20 protein-coding genes are annotated in these 17,047 nt (G+C 66.5%); 13 read left to right on the top strand and 7 right to left on the bottom strand.

Annotation, left to right across the window (positions count from 1 at the left end; genetic code table 11):
• Positions 1-2: 2 nt before the first annotated feature.
• Together V9K97_RS10650 and V9K97_RS10645 are read right to left on the bottom strand one after the other, a co-directional pair.
• Positions 3-1,856 (bottom strand): feruloyl-CoA synthase, encoded by a 1,854-nt coding sequence (locus V9K97_RS10650; protein ID WP_337296893.1) that lies wholly within the window; start codon positions 1,854-1,856, stop codon positions 3-5.
• Positions 1,853-2,626 carry a crotonase/enoyl-CoA hydratase family protein gene (locus V9K97_RS10645; protein ID WP_157615762.1) on the bottom strand — a complete coding sequence of 258 codons (774 nt, stop codon included), beginning with the start codon at positions 2,624-2,626 and terminating at the stop codon, positions 1,853-1,855. The genes V9K97_RS10650 and V9K97_RS10645 overlap by 4 nt, the downstream gene beginning before the upstream one ends.
• Positions 2,627-2,730: 104 nt before the next feature.
• Between V9K97_RS10645 and V9K97_RS10640 the strand changes: the two genes are divergently transcribed.
• Positions 2,731-3,597: an amidohydrolase family protein gene (locus tag V9K97_RS10640; RefSeq protein WP_337296892.1), complete on the top strand. Its 867-nt coding sequence runs from the start codon at positions 2,731-2,733 to the stop codon at positions 3,595-3,597.
• A gap of 25 nt (positions 3,598-3,622) precedes the next feature.
• Here V9K97_RS10640 and kefC read toward each other — a convergent pair whose 3' ends face one another.
• Both kefC and kefF read right to left on the bottom strand, forming a co-directional pair.
• A complete protein-coding gene (kefC, locus tag V9K97_RS10635) occupies positions 3,623-5,473 on the bottom strand; it encodes a glutathione-regulated potassium-efflux system protein KefC (RefSeq protein WP_337296891.1) in 1,851 nt (616 codons plus the stop codon).
• A gap of 2 nt (positions 5,474-5,475) precedes the next feature.
• A complete protein-coding gene (gene kefF / locus V9K97_RS10630) occupies positions 5,476-6,228 on the bottom strand; it encodes a glutathione-regulated potassium-efflux system oxidoreductase KefF (protein WP_337297040.1) in 753 nt (250 codons plus the stop codon).
• 91 nt (positions 6,229-6,319) lie between these two features.
• On the opposite strand from kefF, the gene V9K97_RS10625 reads away from it, so the two are divergent.
• Positions 6,320-6,940: a ParA family protein gene (locus tag V9K97_RS10625; protein WP_126747076.1), complete on the top strand. Its 621-nt coding sequence runs from the start codon at positions 6,320-6,322 to the stop codon at positions 6,938-6,940.
• A gap of 52 nt (positions 6,941-6,992) precedes the next feature.
• Positions 6,993-7,463, top strand: a complete 471-nt coding sequence (locus V9K97_RS10620) for a MaoC family dehydratase (RefSeq protein WP_337296890.1) — start codon at positions 6,993-6,995, stop codon at positions 7,461-7,463.
• 31 nt (positions 7,464-7,494) lie between these two features.
• On the opposite strand, the gene trmL is transcribed toward V9K97_RS10620, so the two are convergent.
• Complete coding sequence (gene trmL / locus V9K97_RS10615) at positions 7,495-7,956, bottom strand: tRNA (uridine(34)/cytosine(34)/5-carboxymethylaminomethyluridine(34)-2'-O)-methyltransferase TrmL (RefSeq protein WP_258502275.1); 462 nt, start codon at positions 7,954-7,956, stop codon at positions 7,495-7,497.
• Positions 7,957-7,984: 28 nt separating this feature from the next.
• Entirely contained in the window at positions 7,985-8,701 is a 717-nt protein-coding gene (locus V9K97_RS10610; protein ID WP_337317927.1) for a ComF family protein, read from the bottom strand.
• 23 nt (positions 8,702-8,724) lie between these two features.
• On the opposite strand from V9K97_RS10610, the gene V9K97_RS10605 reads away from it, so the two are divergent.
• The 8 genes from V9K97_RS10605 (at position 8,725) to V9K97_RS10570 (ending at position 15,237) form a co-directional block, all read left to right on the top strand.
• Positions 8,725-9,639: a biotin synthase gene (locus tag V9K97_RS10605; RefSeq protein ID WP_337296888.1), complete on the top strand. Its 915-nt coding sequence runs from the start codon at positions 8,725-8,727 to the stop codon at positions 9,637-9,639.
• Between the two features lie 226 nt (positions 9,640-9,865).
• Positions 9,866-10,342 carry a DUF2244 domain-containing protein gene (locus tag V9K97_RS10600; protein ID WP_126747164.1) on the top strand — a complete coding sequence of 159 codons (477 nt, stop codon included), beginning with the start codon at positions 9,866-9,868 and terminating at the stop codon, positions 10,340-10,342.
• A 59-nt stretch (positions 10,343-10,401) separates the two neighbouring features.
• The gene (coxB, locus tag V9K97_RS10595) at positions 10,402-11,580 is read left to right on the top strand and encodes a cytochrome c oxidase subunit II (protein ID WP_258502271.1); all 1,179 of its coding nucleotides are present in this window, start codon (positions 10,402-10,404) and stop codon (positions 11,578-11,580) included.
• A 55-nt stretch (positions 11,581-11,635) separates the two neighbouring features.
• Positions 11,636-13,273 carry a cytochrome c oxidase subunit I gene (ctaD, locus tag V9K97_RS10590; RefSeq protein ID WP_337296887.1) on the top strand — a complete coding sequence of 546 codons (1,638 nt, stop codon included), beginning with the start codon at positions 11,636-11,638 and terminating at the stop codon, positions 13,271-13,273.
• A 23-nt stretch (positions 13,274-13,296) separates the two neighbouring features.
• A complete protein-coding gene (locus tag V9K97_RS10585) occupies positions 13,297-13,422 on the top strand; it encodes a cytochrome oxidase small assembly protein (RefSeq protein ID WP_443303079.1) in 126 nt (41 codons plus the stop codon).
• A 19-nt stretch (positions 13,423-13,441) separates the two neighbouring features.
• Positions 13,442-14,068, top strand: a complete 627-nt coding sequence (locus V9K97_RS10580) for a cytochrome c oxidase assembly protein (protein WP_258502270.1) — start codon at positions 13,442-13,444, stop codon at positions 14,066-14,068.
• Complete coding sequence (locus V9K97_RS10575) at positions 14,065-14,280, top strand: DUF2970 domain-containing protein (protein WP_126747069.1); 216 nt, start codon at positions 14,065-14,067, stop codon at positions 14,278-14,280. The genes V9K97_RS10580 and V9K97_RS10575 overlap by 4 nt, the downstream gene beginning before the upstream one ends.
• A gap of 75 nt (positions 14,281-14,355) precedes the next feature.
• A complete protein-coding gene (locus tag V9K97_RS10570) occupies positions 14,356-15,237 on the top strand; it encodes a cytochrome c oxidase subunit 3 (protein WP_126747068.1) in 882 nt (293 codons plus the stop codon).
• 74 nt (positions 15,238-15,311) lie between these two features.
• Here the strand turns inward: V9K97_RS10570 and V9K97_RS10565 are convergent, their stop codons facing one another.
• Positions 15,312-15,533 (bottom strand): twin transmembrane helix small protein, encoded by a 222-nt coding sequence (locus V9K97_RS10565; RefSeq protein WP_258502269.1) that lies wholly within the window; start codon positions 15,531-15,533, stop codon positions 15,312-15,314.
• 36 nt (positions 15,534-15,569) lie between these two features.
• Here V9K97_RS10565 and V9K97_RS10560 point away from each other — a divergent pair, with 36 nt between their 5' ends.
• Entirely contained in the window at positions 15,570-16,379 is an 810-nt protein-coding gene (locus tag V9K97_RS10560) for an SURF1 family protein (RefSeq protein WP_337317925.1), read from the top strand.
• Positions 16,363-17,046, top strand: a complete 684-nt coding sequence (locus V9K97_RS10555) for an SCO family protein (RefSeq protein ID WP_126747065.1) — start codon at positions 16,363-16,365, stop codon at positions 17,044-17,046. The genes V9K97_RS10560 and V9K97_RS10555 overlap by 17 nt, the downstream gene beginning before the upstream one ends.
• The last annotated feature ends 1 nt before the right edge of the window (position 17,047 follow it).

Here is a 17,047-nt window from a genome sequence, read left to right as displayed (position 1 = left end):
GGTCAGCGGGGCTTCAGGGTGAAGGGCAGGGTGTCGGCATGCAGCGCCTCGACCAGGTGGGCGCGGTGCTTGAGTACGGCACGCTGGTTGATGGAGCCCTTGTCGGTCACTTCGCCCTTGTCGATGGAAGGCGGCTCGGCCATCAGGTGCAGCCGCGCGACGCGGTTGGCGCTGCCGGTGCCCATGGCGGCCAGTTCGTTGGCCACCTGCTGGAAGTGCGCCTGCACCGGCGCGCTTTCGAGCACCTGCTGCATCGTCGCGTCTGCCGGCACGCCGGCGAGTTCGCGCACCTTCTGCGTGGGGAAAATCAGCGCGCCCACTTCCTTGAGGTTGATGCCGGTCAGCACCGCGTCTTGTACGTAAGGCGCGCCGGCCGCGATGATCTTTGCGCGCAGCGGGCCTACGCTCACGAAGGTGCCGGTGGCCAGCTTGAAGTCCTCGGCAATTCGGCCGTCGAAGCGCAGGCCGCGGTGGATGTTGTTCTCGTCGATCCACTTCACCGCGTCGCCGGTGCAGAAGAAGCCCTCTTCGTCCAGCGCCTCGGCTGTGGCTTCGGGCGCACGCCAGTAGCCGGGCGTGATGTTGGGGCCGCGGTAGCGCACCTCGGTCTTGCCATCGACCTGGATCAGCTTGAGTTCGATGCCCGCCGCGGGCAGGCCGATGTCGCCCGACTTGACCTCGGGGCCGGTGACATACAGCGCGAACGGGCCCGACTCGGTCATGCCCAGGCCCGTGCCCATGACGATGCGCTCGCCCACTTCGGCTTCTTGCGTGCGGTGCAGGCTGTCCCAGATGGGCTGCGCGAGCGCCGCGCCGGAATAGAAGAACATCTTCACGCGCGACAGCAGGTTGCGGCGCAGCACCGCATCGGTTTCCATCGCGTGCGCAATGGCCTCGAAGCCGGTCGGCACGTTGAAGTAGATGGTGGGCGCGATCTCGCGCAGGTTGCGCAGCGTCTCGGCCATGCCGCCGGGAGTGGGCTTGCCGTCGTCGATGTAGAGCGTGCCGCCGTTGTCCAGCACGATGCCCACGTTGTGGTTGCCGCCGAAGGTGTGGTTCCACGGCAGCCAGTCGACCAGCACCGGCGGCTCCTCGCCGAGCGCGGGAATCGATTGCCGCAGCTGCTGCTGGTTGGCGCACCACATGCGATGCGTGTTGATCACCGCCTTGGGCATCTTGGTCGAGCCCGAGGTGAACAGAAACTTGGTGATGGTGTCCGGGCCGGTGGCACGCATCGCGGTGTCGATGGCCGGCGTTGCGGGCGTGGCGGCGAGCGCGTCCAGGCTGGTGGTGGTGCGGCCTTCGAGCCGGCCTTCGGCGAGGACGACTTCGGTGTCGGCCGGTACGACGGCCTGGATGGCGCGGGCATAGCGCGCGGCGTCGGCGGCGAACACGAGGCCGGGCGTGAGCGTCTCCAGCACGTGGCGCAGCTTCTCGAAGTCCTGGCTCACCAGCGAGTAGGGCGGGGACACAGGGCAATACGGCACGCCGGCATAGAGGCAGCCCAGGGCCAGCAGCGCGTGTTCGATGCTGTTCTCGCTGAGGATCGCGACCGGGCGGTCCGGGCCCAGGCCGCGATCGAGCAGGGCCTGGCCGATGCTGCGTGCCTTCTGCAGCGCCTCGGCGTAGCTCACACGCTGCCAGTCGCCGGTGCTGCCGTCGGCCAGCCGTTCGCGGCGGGCGATGAAGGTGCGCTCGGGCGCCGCTTCGGCCCAGTGCGCCAGGCGGTCGGTCATGCGGTCGCGATAAGGGCCGAGCTCTGTTTCGGCGCGCAGGTACTGCGTGCCCGGCGCGCCCTCGCGCAGCACTGCGCGCGTGACGCCGAACGCCAGCGGACGGTATCGGATCGTGGTCATCCCTTGCTCACCTTGGCGCCGCGGCCTTCGAGGAAATCGCGCACGCGTTCCTTGGCCTCCGGTGCGTTCTGCACGATGCCGGACATCAGTGCCTCGGTAAAGAAGCCGTGGTCGGCCGACTGCTCGGCGATGCGCGGCAGCGCATGCATGAGCGCGTAGTTGGTGAGCGGCGCGTTGGTGGCAATGCGCTTGGCGAGTTCGAAGGCCTTGTCGAAGGCTGCGCCTTCGTCGACCAGGTATTGCGCAAAGTTGGCGCGCTCGCCGTCTTCCGCGTTGTAGACGCGGCCGGTCATCATCATGTCGGTCATGCGGGCCACGCCGATCAGCTTGGGGATGCGCACCGAGCCGCCGCCGCCCACGAAGATGCCGCGCGAACCTTCGGGCAGCGCGTAGAAGGTGGAGCGGTCGGCCACGCGGATGTGGCAGGCGCTGGCCAGCTCCAGGCCGCCGCCCACCACCGCGCCGTGCAGCGCGGCAACCACCGGCACTGGGCCGTGCTGGATGAGGTCGAGCGCGGCATGCCACAGGCGCGAATGCTGCATGCCCTGACCCGCATCGCGCTCTTTCAGTTCGCTCAGGTCGAGGCCGGCGCAGAAGTGCGGGCCTTCGCCGTCGAGCACTGCCGCGCGCACCGTGGAGGGCAGGGTCTCGAAGGTATTGCGCAACGCGAGGATCAACCCGTCCGAAAGGGCATTGCGTTTGGCGCCGCGCGTCAGGCGAACGATGGCGACTTCGTCGCGAATGTCGAGTTGGAGGTCGGGATTGGTCATGATTGCATTCGTGTGTGAGTTGGATTATGGTTATGATAAATAATCAATTCAAGGCACTTGAGCGCCCCAAATCCTAGGGACTTACCCGTACTGGAGACAACGAGATGGACCACAAGAACCTCATCGCGATCGACATCCACACCCACGCCGAAGTGAGCTGCTGGAACCCGTTCGACAACTACGGCGAGGAATACGACCGCGCAGCGGACAAATACTTCGGCTCGAGCGGCCGGCCGACCATTGCCGAGAGCGTGGCGTACTACCGTGAAAGAAAGATCGGCCTGGTGATGTTCATGGTCGACGCCGAGTCGAACATGGGCCGCCGGCGCATTCCGAACGAGGAAATTGCCGAGGCCGCGCAGAAGAACAGCGACATCATGATTGCCTTTGCCAGCATCGATCCGCACAAGGGAAAGATGGGTGCGCGCGAGGCGCGGCGGCTCATCGAGGAGCACGGTGTGAAGGGCTTCAAGTTCCACCCCACGGTGCAGGGCTACCACCCCTACGACAAGATGGCCTGGCCGATCTACGAGGTGATTGCCGAGTACAACCTGCCGGCCATCTTCCACACGGGACACAGCGGTATCGGCTCGGGCATGCGCTGCGGCGGCGGCCTCAGGCTGGAGTACAGCAACCCGATGCACCTGGACGACGTGGCCATCGACTTTCCGGACATGCAGATCGTGATGGCGCACCCCAGCTTTCCGTGGCAGGACGAAGCGCTGAGCGTGGCCACGCACAAGCCCAACGTGTGGATCGACCTGTCGGGCTGGAGCCCCAAGTATTTTCCCAAGCAGCTGGTGCAGTACGCCAACACGCTGCTGAAGGACCGCATCCTGTTCGGCAGCGACTACCCGCTGATCACGCCCGACCGCTGGATGAAGGACTTCGAGGCGGCCGGCTTCAAGCCCGAGGTGATGCCGGGCATCTTGAAGGGCAACGCGGTGCGGCTGCTCAAGCTGGAAGGCTGACCTCAGGGTCAGCCGAAGGGCGGGCTCAGCCGTCCGCCTCTTCCTTCTCGTCGAACCGGTCCCAGTCGCGGCCCGAGCGGCGCTGCCGCTCCTCGCGCTCGCGTGCCATCTGCTCCTCGAACTGCTGGCGGCCTGCCTTGTTGGCCGCAATGAGCTTGGCGCGGTCCTTGTAGTGCGGGTAGATCTCGTCGCTCAGCAGGATGTTCCGGCGGCGGAACCGCATGGCCGTTTCGCGCGCCTCGTGCGCGGGCCAGCCCAGTGCCTCGAGCGTGGTGCGGGCGCTGCGCAGCGACGATTCGAACACCTCGCGTTCCACATCGGTCACGCCGCGGTCGCGCAGCTGGAAAAGGTGCGTCACGTTGCGGGCCCGCGCAATGATGCGTGCCTGCGGAAAGTGCTCTCTCACCAGGTCGACGATATTGAGCGACTGCTCGATGTCGTCCACCGCCACCACAATGGCCTTGGCCGTGCCGGCGCCCGCGGTGCGCAGCAGATCGAGCCGCGTCGCATCGCCATAGAACACGCGAAAGCCGAACTGCCGCAGGCCTTCGACGGTGTCGGCGTCATGGTCGAGCACCGTCACGCGCAGGCCTTGCGACATCAGCATGCGGCCGACGATCTGGCCGTAGCGGCCGAAGCCGCAGATCAGCACCTTGGCGTCCTGCTGCTCCGAAATTTCTTCGAGCTGCGCGCCGTTGTTGCGGCTGTAGCGCGGCAGCACGAACTTGTCGAGCAGCACCAGCAAGAGCGGCGACAGCAGCATCGACAGCGCCACGGCACCGATCAGGAGCGAGGTGATCTCGGGCGGCAGCACGTCCGGCCCCGCGGCCTGGAACACCACAAAGGCGAACTCGCCGCCCTGCGCCAGCAGCAGCGTGAACACGGGGCGCTCCTGGTAGGCCAGGCCCATGGCCTTGGCCAGCGCATAGATCACCACCAGCTTGATGGCCATGAAGCCGACCACCAGCGCGGCCATGAGCCAGGGGCTTGCGATCAGCACGCCGAAGTTGATCGACATGCCCACGGCGATGAAGAACAGGCCCAGCAGAAGGCCCTTGAAGGGCTCGATGTCGGTTTCGAGCTCGCGCCGGTATTCGCTTTCCGCCAGCAGCACGCCGGCAAGAAAGGCGCCCAGCGCCATCGAAAGGCCCACGAACTGCATCAGCGCCGCGATGGCCACCACCAGCAGCAGCGCCGCGGCGGTGAAGATCTCGGGCGTGTCGCTGCGCGCGATCCAGCGCAGCAGCGGGCGCAAGGCAAGACGGCCGCCGAGGATGATGCCGGCGATCACGCCGACGATCTTCAGACCCTCGAGCGTGCGGTCGAGCCCGCTGAGCGACTGTTCGGCCGCCGTGGCGCCCGCCAGCAGGGGCAGCAGCGCGAGGATGGGAATGGCCGCCACGTCCTGGAACAGCAGGATCGAAAAGCCGGCCTGGCCGCTCGGCGTCTTGAGCAGGTTGCGTTCGCCGAACACCTGCAGCGCAATGGCCGTGGACGAGAGCGCCAAGCCGAGCGCCGCCACCAGCGCCACGCGCCATTCGGCACCGGCCGCCCAACCCGCGGCAAACAGCACCGCCGCGCAGCTCAGCACCTGCGCGGCGCCCCATCCGAAGATGGGGCGGCGCAGGTTCCACAGGCGCTTGGGTTCAAGCTCCAGGCCCACGAGAAACAGCATCAGCACCACGCCGAATTCGGCGAAATGCAGCACGTCTTCCACGCTGGAGACGAGCCCCAGCCCCCAGGGGCCGATGGCGATGCCGGCCACGAGGTAGCCGATGATCGAGCCGAGGCCCAGGGCCTTGGAAAGCGGCACCACCAGCACGGCGGCGCTCAGGTAAATAAGGCTGCTGGTCAGCCAGGCGGGTGCGTGTTCCATGCTCAGGCCGAGCCTTTCTCGCCGCTGTTTTCTTCTTCGTTGGCGGCGGACATGAAAGCCAGGCCGTGGGTCATTGCGGATTGGAAGGCGCCGGAGGCCGCCGCGCCCGGTTCGTCATGCTCGGCGGGGCGATCGGTCTCGGGCACGGGGCAGGCCACGCACACATCCAGCTCTTCCAGTTCGGGCCAGTCGGGGTAGCTGCCGAGCCGCTGGGCGAACACGTCGACATGGGCTGCCACCTCGGCCTCGCTGGCGCTGCGCGCGCCGTGAAAGACCAGCGGCGGCAAGAAGCGCATGCCGCACAGCGCCGCGGTCTGCTCATAGGGCGGCAAGAAGGCGTCGAAGAAATAGCGGTGATAGCTCTGCGGGTGGTAGCTCTGCTCGGGGCTGCCCGTGGTGACGGCCAGCCACAAGTCCTTGCCTTGCAAGGCGGTGCCGCCAGGGCCGTAGGCCCAGCCGTAGCCGAGCACGTCGTCGAGCCAGAGTTTTTGCAGCGCGGGCATCGAATACCACTGGATCGGGTGCAGCAGCACCACCAGGCTGGCCCTGGCAAGCCGCGCCTGCTCGGTCTCGATGTCGATGGAGAAGTCGGGGTAGCTGCCGTAGAGGTCGTTCACCTCCACGCCGGGCACCGAACGCGCGGCAGCCAGGAGCCGCCGGTTGACGCGGGAATCGCGCCAGTGCGGATGGGCCGCAAGCACATAGATGCCGCCGGATTCGGCGCCGGCGGCGGCCGCGGATGTTGTTGTCGTCATGCCGCGAACATAGCTCAAGATCGGCTCCTGCCGGCCGGGCGCGCCTCGTGTCGCTACGATGCGGGCTGTTCCAGCTCTGGAGGAGATGCTCATGCCGGTGGTTCTGGTCGCCAACCCCAAGGGTGGCGTAGGCAAGTCGACGCTCGCGACGAACATCGCAGGCTATTTTGCGAGCCGCGGCCATGCCGTGATGCTCGGCGACGTGGACCGCCAGCAATCGTCGCGCCTCTGGCTCGGCCTGCGGCCGCCGCAGGCGCGGCCCATCGCCACCTGGGAGGCCACGGGCGACAGCGCCGTGGTGCGGCCGCCGCGCGGAACCACGCATGCCGTGCTCGACACGCCGGCGGGCCTGCACGGATGGCGCTTCAAGGAAGTGCTTGCCCTGGCCGACCGCGTGATCGTGCCGCTGCAGCCGAGCATCTTCGACATCTACGCCACGCGCGATTTCCTCGACCGGCTGATGGAGCAGCGCCGCGCCGAAAAAACGAAGATCAGCCTCGTGGGCATGCGCGTGAACGCCCGCACCCTGGCCGCCGACCGGCTGAACGAGTTCATCGCAAGCCTGGGCGTGCCGGTGCTGGGCGAGCTGCGCGACACGCAGAACTACGTTCAGCTTGCGGCGCGCGGGCTCACGCTGTTCGACATTGCGCCCGGGCGTGTGCAGCGCGACCTGGAGCAGTGGCAGCCGATCTGCGAGTGGCTGGAGGGCTGAGGCTTTCGGCTGTCGCGGTGCCGACACCTGCCCCTGCACCCTTGGCGCCAGAATGCCGCGCATGACCAAAAAGACATTCCAGACCCTTCAGGATCTTGCCGCCTGCGTTGGCCAGGAAGTCGCCGTGAGCGACTGGATCACCATCACGCAGGAGCAGGTGAACCAGTTCGCCGAAGCCACGGGCGACCACCAGTGGATTCATGTCGATATCGAGCGGGCCAAGGCGGGCCCCTTCGGTGGGCCGATTGCCCATGGCTTCCTGACGCTGTCGCTGCTGCCGCGCTTCTACGAGACGGCGCTGGACGTGGTCGAGTCGCGCATGGGCGTGAACTACGGGCTGAACCGGGTGCGCTTCATGTCGCCGGTGCCGGTCGGCAAGCGACTGCGGGCGCGCATGAAGCTGCTGACCGCCGAGCTGATTGCGGACGACGGCATCCAGATGACCTGGGAAACCACGATCGAGCTCGAAGGCGCGGCCAAGCCGGCCTGCGTGGCGGAGTCGGTGGTGCGCCGCTACCGCTGAGTTCGCCTCGGCCGGCGGCAGGAACACCCGCTCAGCTGAATCCGTTCTGCCGCCAGGCCTCGAACACGGTCACTGCCACCGCGTTCGAAAGATTGAGGCTGCGCTGCCCCTCGCGCATCGGCAGGCGCAGGCGCTGGGGCTCGGCAAAACCCTCTCGCACCGCCGGCGGCAGCCCGCTCGTCTCTGATCCGAACACCAGCCAGTCGCCGGGTTGGAAGCGAACGTCGTGCACGGCGCGGGTGCCGCGGGTGGTGAGCGCAAACATGCGCTCGGCCGCGGGCTTTTCGGTGTCGAGCAGGGCCTGCCAGCTGGCATGGCGCTTGACCTCGGCGTACTCGTGGTAGTCGAGCCCGGCGCGGCGCAGCAGCCGGTCGTCCATCGAAAAGCCGAGCGGCTCGACCAGATGCAGCGCGCAGCCTGTGTTGGCCGCCAGGCGGATCACGTTGCCTGTATTCGGCGGGATTTCGGGTTGGACCAGGACGATATGGAACATGCGCCGATTGTCGCGGCGGCGCGCCTGCTCAGTGCGGCGCAGCGGTCCGCGCCAGCACCACGGCCGTGATGTGCGCTGCGCCGGCCAGCCGCAGCGCCGCGGCCGCCGAAAAGAGCGAGGCACCCGTCGTCATCACATCGTCGACCAGCACCACGCGCCGGCCCTGCAGCTGGCTCGCGCGCAGGGGCTCCACCGCGAAGGCGCCGCGCAGGTTGCGAAGGCGCTCGGCGCGCGCAAGGCCGATCTGCGCCGGCGTGTCGCGGGTGCGCAGCAGCAGCGTGGCGTCGGTCTTGGCGGGCGCCAGCCGGCGCGCCAGTTCGAGCGCCTGGTTGAAGCCGCGCTCGCGCAGCCGGGCGAGGGCCATGGGCATCGGCAGCACGGTGTCGCAGTTTTCCAGCGCCGGTTCCACCCAGGGCACGCTGCGCATCAGCGTCGACAAGGGCCCGGCCCAGCCCGCCTCGCCGCGGAACTTGAACTGGGCGATGCATTCGGGCCACGGCCACGCATAGTCGCAGGCCGCAAGGCAGGCATCGAGCGGTGGCGGATCGCCCATGCATTCGCCGCACCGGACCACGCCCTGCGGCACGGCCAGCGCGCAGCTGCCGCATCGGTCGGCCGGCGGCGCAAAGCGCGCCACGCAGGCATCGCAAACGCGCCGGGAAGGCCAGGCGCGGCACACCTCGCACTGGCTGGGCAGCCGTGCAAGCAGAGAGGTCAAAGGCCGACGGGCCCAACGGCTGAACATGGGCTCAATATACTCACGGCCCCATGGCCACCGACCCCGCAAGAAGACCGCCGACCATCGATCCCACGGCGGCCGCACGCTGGAGGCGGCTCGCGCCTGCCGACGGTTCGCCGTGGCTGCACGAGGAAATCGGGCGCCGCATGGAAGACCGGCTGCAATGGATCAAGGCGCAGCCGCGCACCTGGGCCGACTGGTCGCCCCTTCGCGGCGGCCTTGAGGCGCACGAACTCGTCGCCCGGCGCTACCGCGAAGCCGCATGCTTCGTGATCGAAACCGAACCGGCCCTTGCCGCCGCAACCAGCCAGGTGCTGGCAGCGCCCTGGTGGAGCGCGCGCCGCTGGCAGGGCGGCAAGGCGCGCTTCGATGCGCCGCCCGAGGACGGCGTCGACCTGCTCTGGGCCAACATGTCGCTGCACATGGCCGCCGACCCCGAAGCGCTCATCGCACAGTGGCACCGGCTGGTGGCGACCGACGGCTTCCTGATGTTCTCGTGCCTTGGCCCCGACACGGTCCGCGAGCTGCGGGCCCTGCATGCGCGGCTTGGCTGGCCGGCGGCGGGCCACGAATACACCGACATGCACGACTGGGGCGACATGCTGGTGCATGCCGGCTTTGCCGAGCCGGTGATGGACATGGAACGCATCGTGCTTACCTGGGCCACGCCCGAGGCGGCGCTTGCCGAGCTGCGCACGCTCGGGCGCAACCTGCACCCGGCGCGCTTTCCGGCGCTGCGCGGCAAGGCATGGCACCGGTCGCTGAAACAGGCGCTGCCCGAACTGGCGCCGGCGGAAGAGGGCGGCGGGCGCATTGCGCTGACCTTCGAAGTCATCTATGGCCACGCCTTCAAGCCGGCGCCGCGCGTGGCGCTTTCGGCCGAGAGCGCGGTGTCGCTGCGCGAGATGCGCTCGATGCTGCAGCGCGGCCGGCCGGGGGGCTGAGCCGCAGGGCCGTTCCCAAGGCGAAGACCGTAGCGCGCAGCGCGCGGGCTATCGATGAGCGGCGGGCCCGTCAAGCTGCGCATCTTGCGGGCGGGCACCTGTGTCTACCCGCTACAATCCGCCGTTGCGTGAAACTCGCGGGTGTTGTTCCGCGAACGAGGTCTGTCCGATCCTGTGGAGACAAGGGGTTGGCCGGCGTCGACGCACCGATTTGCTGAACTCGCCCGTGTCGAATTCCGTGTTTCGTTTTGCCACCGTTTCAGGCCAGAACATCCACTGGTTCCTGAAGCGCAATTGCTCGGTGACGCCGAGCCAGCTGGGCTGGCTCTACGCCTCGCTGTGCGTGGTGTCGCTCGGTATCGGTACGGTGTTCTGGCTGCTCGGTGCGCCGCTGGTGCTGCCTTTTGCCTGGCTGGAACTGGCGGCGGTGGGATTTGTATTCATGCTGTACGCGCGGCACGCGACCGATGGAGAAAAGATCGCGTTGCAGGGCGGACGGCTGGTGGTGGAGCTCGAGAACGGTGGAGACTACGAGCGCACGGAATTTCTGCCGCACCAGGTGCGGATCGAACCGCAGGCCGGCGATCGCTCGCTGATCGAGGTCTCGGGTCAGGGTCGATCGGTCAGGGTGGGGCGCTATGTACGCCCGGAGTTGCGAGCCGCACTGGCGCGCGAGATTCGCATGGCGTTGCGTGGCGCCTGAACGGCTCGCGCGGCACTGCACGGTTGGGTTTGTTGAAAAAATTGAGAAACGTGAACACGATGAAGAGCATTTGGCGCAACAAGTACAGGCCGGCGAATCTGTTGCTGGCGGCCGGCGCGGCTTTCAGCGGCGCGGCGCACGCAGTCAACGATCTGCCCGGCGGCCCTTCGGTGCGCCAGCTGAATCTTCCGCTTGGCGTTACCAAGATTGCGCAGGAACAGCACTTCCTGCACACGGTGATGATGATCCTGTGCACGGTCATCTTCGTCGCCGTGTTCGCGGTCATGTTCTATTCGATCTGGAAGCACCGCAAGTCGGTCGGCCACAAGGCGGCCAACTTCCATGAATCGGTGGTGGTCGAGGTCATCTGGACCATCGTGCCGTTCATCATCGTGATCGTGATGGCGCTGCCCGCCACCAAGGTGCTGGTGGCCCAGAAGGACACCACCAACGCCGACCTCACTATCAAGACCACCGGCTACCAGTGGAAGTGGGGCTATGACTACCTCACGGGCGAAGGCGAGGGCCTGGCCTTCATCTCCACGCTCGACAGCTCGCACCGCGCCATGTCGGATGCCGGCGCCAAGGGCGAAATGCCCGCCGACTACCTCTTCAAGGTCGACAACCCGATGGTCGTGCCGGTGCAGAAGAAGGTCCGCATCATCACCACCGCCAACGACGTGATCCACGCATTTGCCGTGCCCCAGCTCGGCATCAAGCAGGACGCGATTCCCGGCTTCGTGCGCGACACCTGGTTCCGCGCCGAAACCGTGGGCGACTACTACGGCCAGTGCCAGGAACTCTGCGGCAAGGAACACGCCTACATGCCCATCCACGTGAAGGTGGTTTCGGCCGCCGACTACACGGCGTGGGTCGACACCAAGCGCAAGGAAGCCGCCGCCAAGCTCGACGATCCGAGCAAGGTCTGGACGCTGCCCGACCTGATGGCTCGCGGCGAGAAGGTCTACGCCGCCAACTGCGCGGCCTGCCACCAGGCCAACGGCAAGGGCGCGGGCCCGATCAAGGCGCTCGACGCCAGCCCCAAGGTGGTCGACGCCGACCACAAGGTGCAGCTGCTGGTGCTGCTCAACGGCCAGAACAACGGCGCGATGCCGTCCTGGAAGCAACTGAGCGACACCGACCTGGCCGCCGTTGCCACCTATACCAAGAACAGCTGGTCGAACAAGACGGGCCAGCTGGTGCAGCCGGCCGAAGTTCTGGCCCTGCGCGGCAAGTGATCGCGAAGATCGAGCCCAAGCGCCCCGCGACGAAGAAATTGCAAGGAACAATGAAATGAGTGCAGTCCTCGACCCCCACGGTCACGCCCACGACGGCCACGCACACGATCACGACGAGCACCACGCAGCGCCCACCGGCTGGCGCCGCTGGGTGTTCGCCACCAACCACAAGGACATCGGCACGCTCTACCTGCTGTTCAGCTTCACGATGCTGATGGTGGGCGGTGTGCTCGCACTCCTGATCCGCGCCGAGCTGTTCCAGCCCGGCCTGCAACTGGTGAACCCCGAGCTGTTCAACCAGTTCACCACCATGCACGGGCTGATCATGGTGTTCGGCGCCATCATGCCGGCCTTCGTGGGCTTTGCGAACTGGATGATCCCGCTGCAGATCGGCGCATCCGACATGGCTTTCGCGCGCATGAACAACTTCAGCTTCTGGCTGCTGATTCCCGCGGCGCTGATGCTCGTGGGTTCGTTCTTCATGCCCGGCGGCGCACCCGCTGCCGGCTGGACGCTCTACGCCCCGCTCACGCTGCAGATGGGCCCCTCGATGGACGCCGGCATCTTCGCGATGCACATCATGGGCGCCTCGTCGATCATGGGCTCGATCAACATCATCGTCACCATCCTGAACATGCGCGCGCCCGGCATGACGCTGATGAAGATGCCGATGTTCTGCTGGACCTGGCTCATCACCGCCTACCTGCTGATTGCCGTGATGCCCGTGCTCGCAGGCGCCATCACCATGACGCTGACCGACCGCCACTTCGGCACCAGCTTCTTCAACCCCGCCGGCGGCGGCGACCCGGTGATGTACCAGCACATCTTCTGGTTCTTCGGCCACCCCGAGGTCTACATCATGATCTTGCCGGCCTTCGGCATCATCAGCCAGATCGTGCCGGCGTTCTCGCGCAAGAAGCTGTTCGGCTACGCCTCCATGGTGTACGCCACCTCGTCGATCGCGATCCTGTCGTTCATCGTCTGGGCGCACCACATGTTCACGACCGGCATGCCGGTCACGGGCCAGCTGTTCTTCATGTACGCGACCATGCTGATCGCGGTGCCGACGGCCGTGAAGATCTTCAACTGGATCGCCACCATGTGGCAGGGCTCGATGACCTTCGAGACCCCGATGCTGTTTGCCGTGGGCTTCATCTTCGTGTTCACGATGGGCGGCTTCACGGGCCTTATCCTGGCCATTGCCCCCATCGACATCCAGCTGCAGGACACCTACTACGTGGTGGCCCACTTCCACTACGTGCTGGTAGCCGGCTCGCTGTATGCGATGTTCGCGGGCTACTACTACTGGGCGCCCAAGTGGACGGGCGTGATGTACAGCGAAACGCGCGGCAAGATCCACTTCTGGTGGTCGCTGATCTCGTTCAACATCACCTTCTTCCCGATGCACTTCCTGGGCCTGGCCGGCATGCCGCGCCGCTATGCCGACTACCCGATGCAGTTTGCCGACTTCAACGCGGTGGCGTCCATTGGCGCCTTCGGCTTCGGTCTTGCACAGGTTTACTTCTTCTTCTTCATCGTGCTGCCGACCATGCTCGGCAAGGGTGAGAAGGCGCCGCAAAAGCCATGGGAAGCCGCGGAAGGCCTCGAGTGGGAAGTGCCCTCGCCGGCGCCTTTCCACACCTTCGAGAACCCGCCCAAGCTCGACCCAACCGCCACCAAGGTGATCGGCTGAACGCTGCACGGCCGCCGGCCCGCATGACGACAATGACCACGCCCGAACAAAGAAGGAACAATCGACGCATGGGGCTCACGCTGGCCTCCATCGCCGTGATGTTCTTTCTCGGATTCCTGGTCCGCATGATCTGGTTCAGCGGACGCTGAAGCGAACGGAGCTGCACGCATGAGCCTCGGTCAACGCATCAAGCGCGCCAATGTCCGCATGGTCGGCAAGCTGGCCGTGGTGGCCTGCGGCATGTTCGCGTTCGGCTATGCGCTGGTGCCGCTCTACCGTGCCATCTGCGAAATGACCGGCATCAACATCCTCGCGCTCAACGAGCTCGAAGTGCCGGGCGGCGCCAGCGGCGGCAAGAACGTGCGCGTTCCCGACAACTCCCAGGTCGACACCAGTCGCACCATCACGGTCGAGTTCGACTCCAACGTTCGCGGCGGCCTCTGGGACTTCAAGCCCGCCGCGCGGACGATGCAGGTGCACCCCGGCCAGCTCAACACGGTGGTATACGAGTTCCAGAACGTGCAGAACCGCCGCATGGCGGCGCAGGCCATCCCGAGCTATGCGCCGCAGCAGGCCGCGCCGTACTTCAACAAGCTCGAGTGTTTCTGCTTCAACCAGTACACCCTCGACCCCGGCGAGAAGAAGGAATGGCCGGTCGCGTTCGTGATCGATCCGAAGATCTCCAAGGACGTGAAGACGATCACGCTGTCGTACACCTTCTTCGAAGTCGGCGGCAAGACGCCGGCGGCGCCGGTCGCAGCTGTTTCCAATGCCGCCCATGAGCCCCGCTCGTGACCGCCGACCCGAATTCGCCGCCGCGCAAGGCCACGCTGTGGGACACGGTGAAGGCCGTCTGCTGGTCGTTCTTCGGCGTGCGGAAGAAAAGCGCCTACCAGGACGACCTGGCCAAGCTGAACCCGCTGCACATCATCGCGGTGGCATTTGCCGCGGTCATTGTTTTCATCGTCGGCCTGGTGCTGCTTGTGCGCTACGTGGTTGCGCCCTGACCGCACGCCGCAGGGCCCACGACATCCAGACCCCATCGAATCGAATCGAGAGAAGAAAGAAAGCCAGGAGCTGATATGAGTTCAACCACCCACGGCACCACGCCCTACTACTTTGTGCCCGGGCCATCGGCCTACCCGGTCATGGCCTCGATCGGCCTGTTCTTCGTGATTCTTGGCGCCGGCCAGTGGATCAACGGCCACCAGTGGGGCGCGTGGTCGCTGCTGCTCGGCATGGTCGTGTGGCTTGCCACGTTGTTCGTGTGGTTCCGCGCCGCCATCGGCGAGAGCGAAAGCGGCCAGTACGGCCACAAGATCGATCTCTCGTACCGCTGGAGCATGAGCTGGTTCATCTTCTCCGAAGTGATGTTCTTCGGCGCCTTCTTCACCGCGCTGTGGTGGGCCCGCACCCATGCGCTGCCGGCGCTCGGCAGCCTCGACAACGCGCTGCTCTGGCCCGACTTCAAGGCCGTGTGGCCCAGCATTGCCGCTGGTGCCACCGGTTCGCCGGCCGACATCGTCGAGCCCTTCCAGACCGTCGGCCCGTTCTGGCTGCCCACGATCAACACCGCGCTCCTGCTGAGCTCGGGGGTCACGCTCACCATTGCGCACCATGCGCTGCGCGCCGACCATCGCGCCCAGTGCATCCGCTTCATGTGGCTCACCGTGCTGCTCGGCGTGGTCTTCCTGGGTGTTCAGGGCTACGAATACTTCCACCTGTACACCGACCTGAACCTCAAGCTCAGCTCGGGTGCCTACGGCTCGACCTTCTTCATGCTGACCGGCTTCCACGGCCTGCACGTGTTCATCGGCATGCTGATGCTGCTGTTCATCACGCTGCGCCTGCAAAAGGGCCACTTCACGCCGGAGCGTCACTTCGGCTTCGAAGGCGCGGCCTGGTACTGGCACTTCGTCGACGTGGTGTGGCTTGGCCTTTACGTGCTGGTCTACTGGCTTTGAGCGAAACCCGCGGCATACAAACAAAAAGGCGCCGAAAGGCGCCTTTTTCATGGTTCTCGTGGAACGAGCACCATCTACTTGCCGAGCGGGAGCCCGGTGGGCTGGATGTACCCGAGTTTCCAGGCGAGCAGCATGCAGAGGAACAAAACCACGGAGATGCCGATCCGAAAGGTGAGCGCGCGCGCCATGCCGCCGCTTTTGGCGCGCCCGTTGCGCCCGTCTTTCAGCATGTAGAAGAGCGCAAAGGCAAGGCTCGCGAAGATGCCCACGAAAGCCAGGGCGACGAAGTATTTCATGACCCCGATTATCGGCCGCGCGCCCCATCCCTTCCAGTGACGCCGGAACCGCTGCAACCCGCCGCCAAGGCGCCGAGGCGAGGCCGTTTCCTGCTGGTCACGCTGGCTGCCGTGCTGACCTTGGCCGCGACGGTGTCGCTGGGCCGCTGGCAGCTTTCGCGCGCAGCGCAGAAGGAGGCGCTGCAGGCCGAGATCGAAGCCCAGAAGCAGAAGCCGCCGCTCAGCCAGGCCGAATTTCTCGCACTGGAAGCGCCGGCCGGCGCGCTTCATAGGCCCGTGCGGCTGCGCGGCCTCTGGCTGACGCCGCAGACGGTCTACCTGGACAACCGGCAGATGCACGGCGTGCCCGGTTTCTATGTGCTGACCCCGTTCGCCCTCGAAGGCAGCGACCAGGCCGTGATGGTGCAGCGCGGCTGGGTGCAGCGCAATTTCAATGACCGCACGCAACTGGGCGCGGTCGAGACGCCGGTGGGCATTGTCGAAGTCACCGGCCTGATCGAGCCTCCGCCCGGCCACTTGTTCGAACTCGGCAAGCCGACGGCCGCCGCCTCGGCACCGGAGGGCGAGGGGTCTTCGCCCATCCGGCAGAATCTCGACCTGGAAGCGTTCCGCGCCGAAACCAAGCTGCCGCTGCGCACCGACGTGTCGCTGCAGCAGGTCGGCCCCGCTTCCGAGGGGTTGCAGCGCGACTGGCCGGCCCCCGCACTGGGTCTGGAGAAGCACTACGGCTATGCATTCCAGTGGTTCGGGCTCTCAGCCCTCGTGGTCATCCTCTATGTCTGGTTCCAATTCATTGCCCCCTTCCGCCGCTCCAGGCGCCGCACACACGATGCAAGCAGCCTCTGACGAACCCCTGGGCCTGACGGTGCACTCGATGCCGTCGCCCAACCAGGCACTCGACGGCGCCGAGGGCCGCCGCACGGTCGTCGGGCGCTGGAAAATGATTGCCGTGATGCTGATGTGCGCCGCGCCCGTCATCGCGTCCTACTTCACCTACTACGTGATCCGGCCCGAAGGCCGCAGCGTCTATGGCGAGCTCATCGATCCGCAGCGCGTGCTGCCGGCGCTCACCGCCACCGACCGCAACGGCGCGCCGGTCGACGTTGCCACGCTCAAGGGGCAGTGGCTGCTGGTTGCGGTGGCCGACGCGGCCTGCAATGCGCTGTGCGAGCAACAGCTCTACCTGCAGCGCCAGTTGCGCGAAAGCCTGGGCCGCGAAAAAGACCGGCTCGACCGCGTCTGGCTCGTGAGCGACGCGGCCCCCGTGCCCGCGCGCCTGGAGAACGGCCTGCGCGGCGCCACCGTGCTGCGCGTGCCTGCCGAGCAGCTTGCCCAGTGGTTTGCGCCGGTTCAAGGCCATTCCCTGGCCGAGCACCTGTACGTGGTCGATCCCATGGGCAACTGGATGATGCGTTTTCCGGCCGGCATGGATGCCAAGGGTGCCAGCCGCGCCAAGCGCGACCTCGACCGCCTGCTGCGCGCTTCCGCCTCCTGGGACGAGCCCGGCCGCTGAC

This window comes from Variovorax sp. CCNWLW186 (assembly GCF_037203865.1).
Lineage (GTDB): Bacteria > Pseudomonadota > Gammaproteobacteria > Burkholderiales > Burkholderiaceae_C > Variovorax.
Note: the sequence above shows the minus strand (reverse complement) of the source record. Positions and strands in the feature narration are given on the sequence as shown.

Bases quoted from the DNA above. Each gene is read 5' to 3' on its own strand.
- V9K97_RS10650 (WP_337296893.1), bottom strand. From the start codon at position 1,856: ATGACCACGATCCGATACCGTCCGCTGGCGTTCGGCGTCACGCGCGCA.
- V9K97_RS10645 (WP_157615762.1), bottom strand. From the start codon at position 2,626: ATGACCAATCCCGACCTCCAACTCGACATTCGCGACGAAGTCGCCATC.
- V9K97_RS10640 (WP_337296892.1), top strand. From the start codon at position 2,731: ATGGACCACAAGAACCTCATCGCGATCGACATCCACACCCACGCCGAA.
- kefC (WP_337296891.1), bottom strand. From the start codon at position 5,473: ATGGAACACGCACCCGCCTGGCTGACCAGCAGCCTTATTTACCTGAGC.
- kefF (WP_337297040.1), bottom strand. From the start codon at position 6,228: ATGACGACAACAACATCCGCGGCCGCCGCCGGCGCCGAATCCGGCGGC.
- V9K97_RS10625 (WP_126747076.1), top strand. From the start codon at position 6,320: ATGCCGGTGGTTCTGGTCGCCAACCCCAAGGGTGGCGTAGGCAAGTCG.
- V9K97_RS10620 (WP_337296890.1), top strand. From the start codon at position 6,993: ATGCCGCGCATGACCAAAAAGACATTCCAGACCCTTCAGGATCTTGCC.
- trmL (WP_258502275.1), bottom strand. From the start codon at position 7,956: ATGTTCCATATCGTCCTGGTCCAACCCGAAATCCCGCCGAATACAGGC.
- V9K97_RS10610 (WP_337317927.1), bottom strand. From the start codon at position 8,701: ATGTTCAGCCGTTGGGCCCGTCGGCCTTTGACCTCTCTGCTTGCACGG.
- V9K97_RS10605 (WP_337296888.1), top strand. From the start codon at position 8,725: ATGGCCACCGACCCCGCAAGAAGACCGCCGACCATCGATCCCACGGCG.
- coxB (WP_258502271.1), top strand. From the start codon at position 10,402: ATGAAGAGCATTTGGCGCAACAAGTACAGGCCGGCGAATCTGTTGCTG.
- ctaD (WP_337296887.1), top strand. From the start codon at position 11,636: ATGAGTGCAGTCCTCGACCCCCACGGTCACGCCCACGACGGCCACGCA.
- V9K97_RS10585 (WP_443303079.1), top strand. From the start codon at position 13,297: ATGACGACAATGACCACGCCCGAACAAAGAAGGAACAATCGACGCATG.
- V9K97_RS10580 (WP_258502270.1), top strand. From the start codon at position 13,442: ATGAGCCTCGGTCAACGCATCAAGCGCGCCAATGTCCGCATGGTCGGC.
- V9K97_RS10570 (WP_126747068.1), top strand. From the start codon at position 14,356: ATGAGTTCAACCACCCACGGCACCACGCCCTACTACTTTGTGCCCGGG.
- V9K97_RS10565 (WP_258502269.1), bottom strand. From the start codon at position 15,533: ATGAAATACTTCGTCGCCCTGGCTTTCGTGGGCATCTTCGCGAGCCTT.
- V9K97_RS10555 (WP_126747065.1), top strand. From the start codon at position 16,363: ATGCAAGCAGCCTCTGACGAACCCCTGGGCCTGACGGTGCACTCGATG.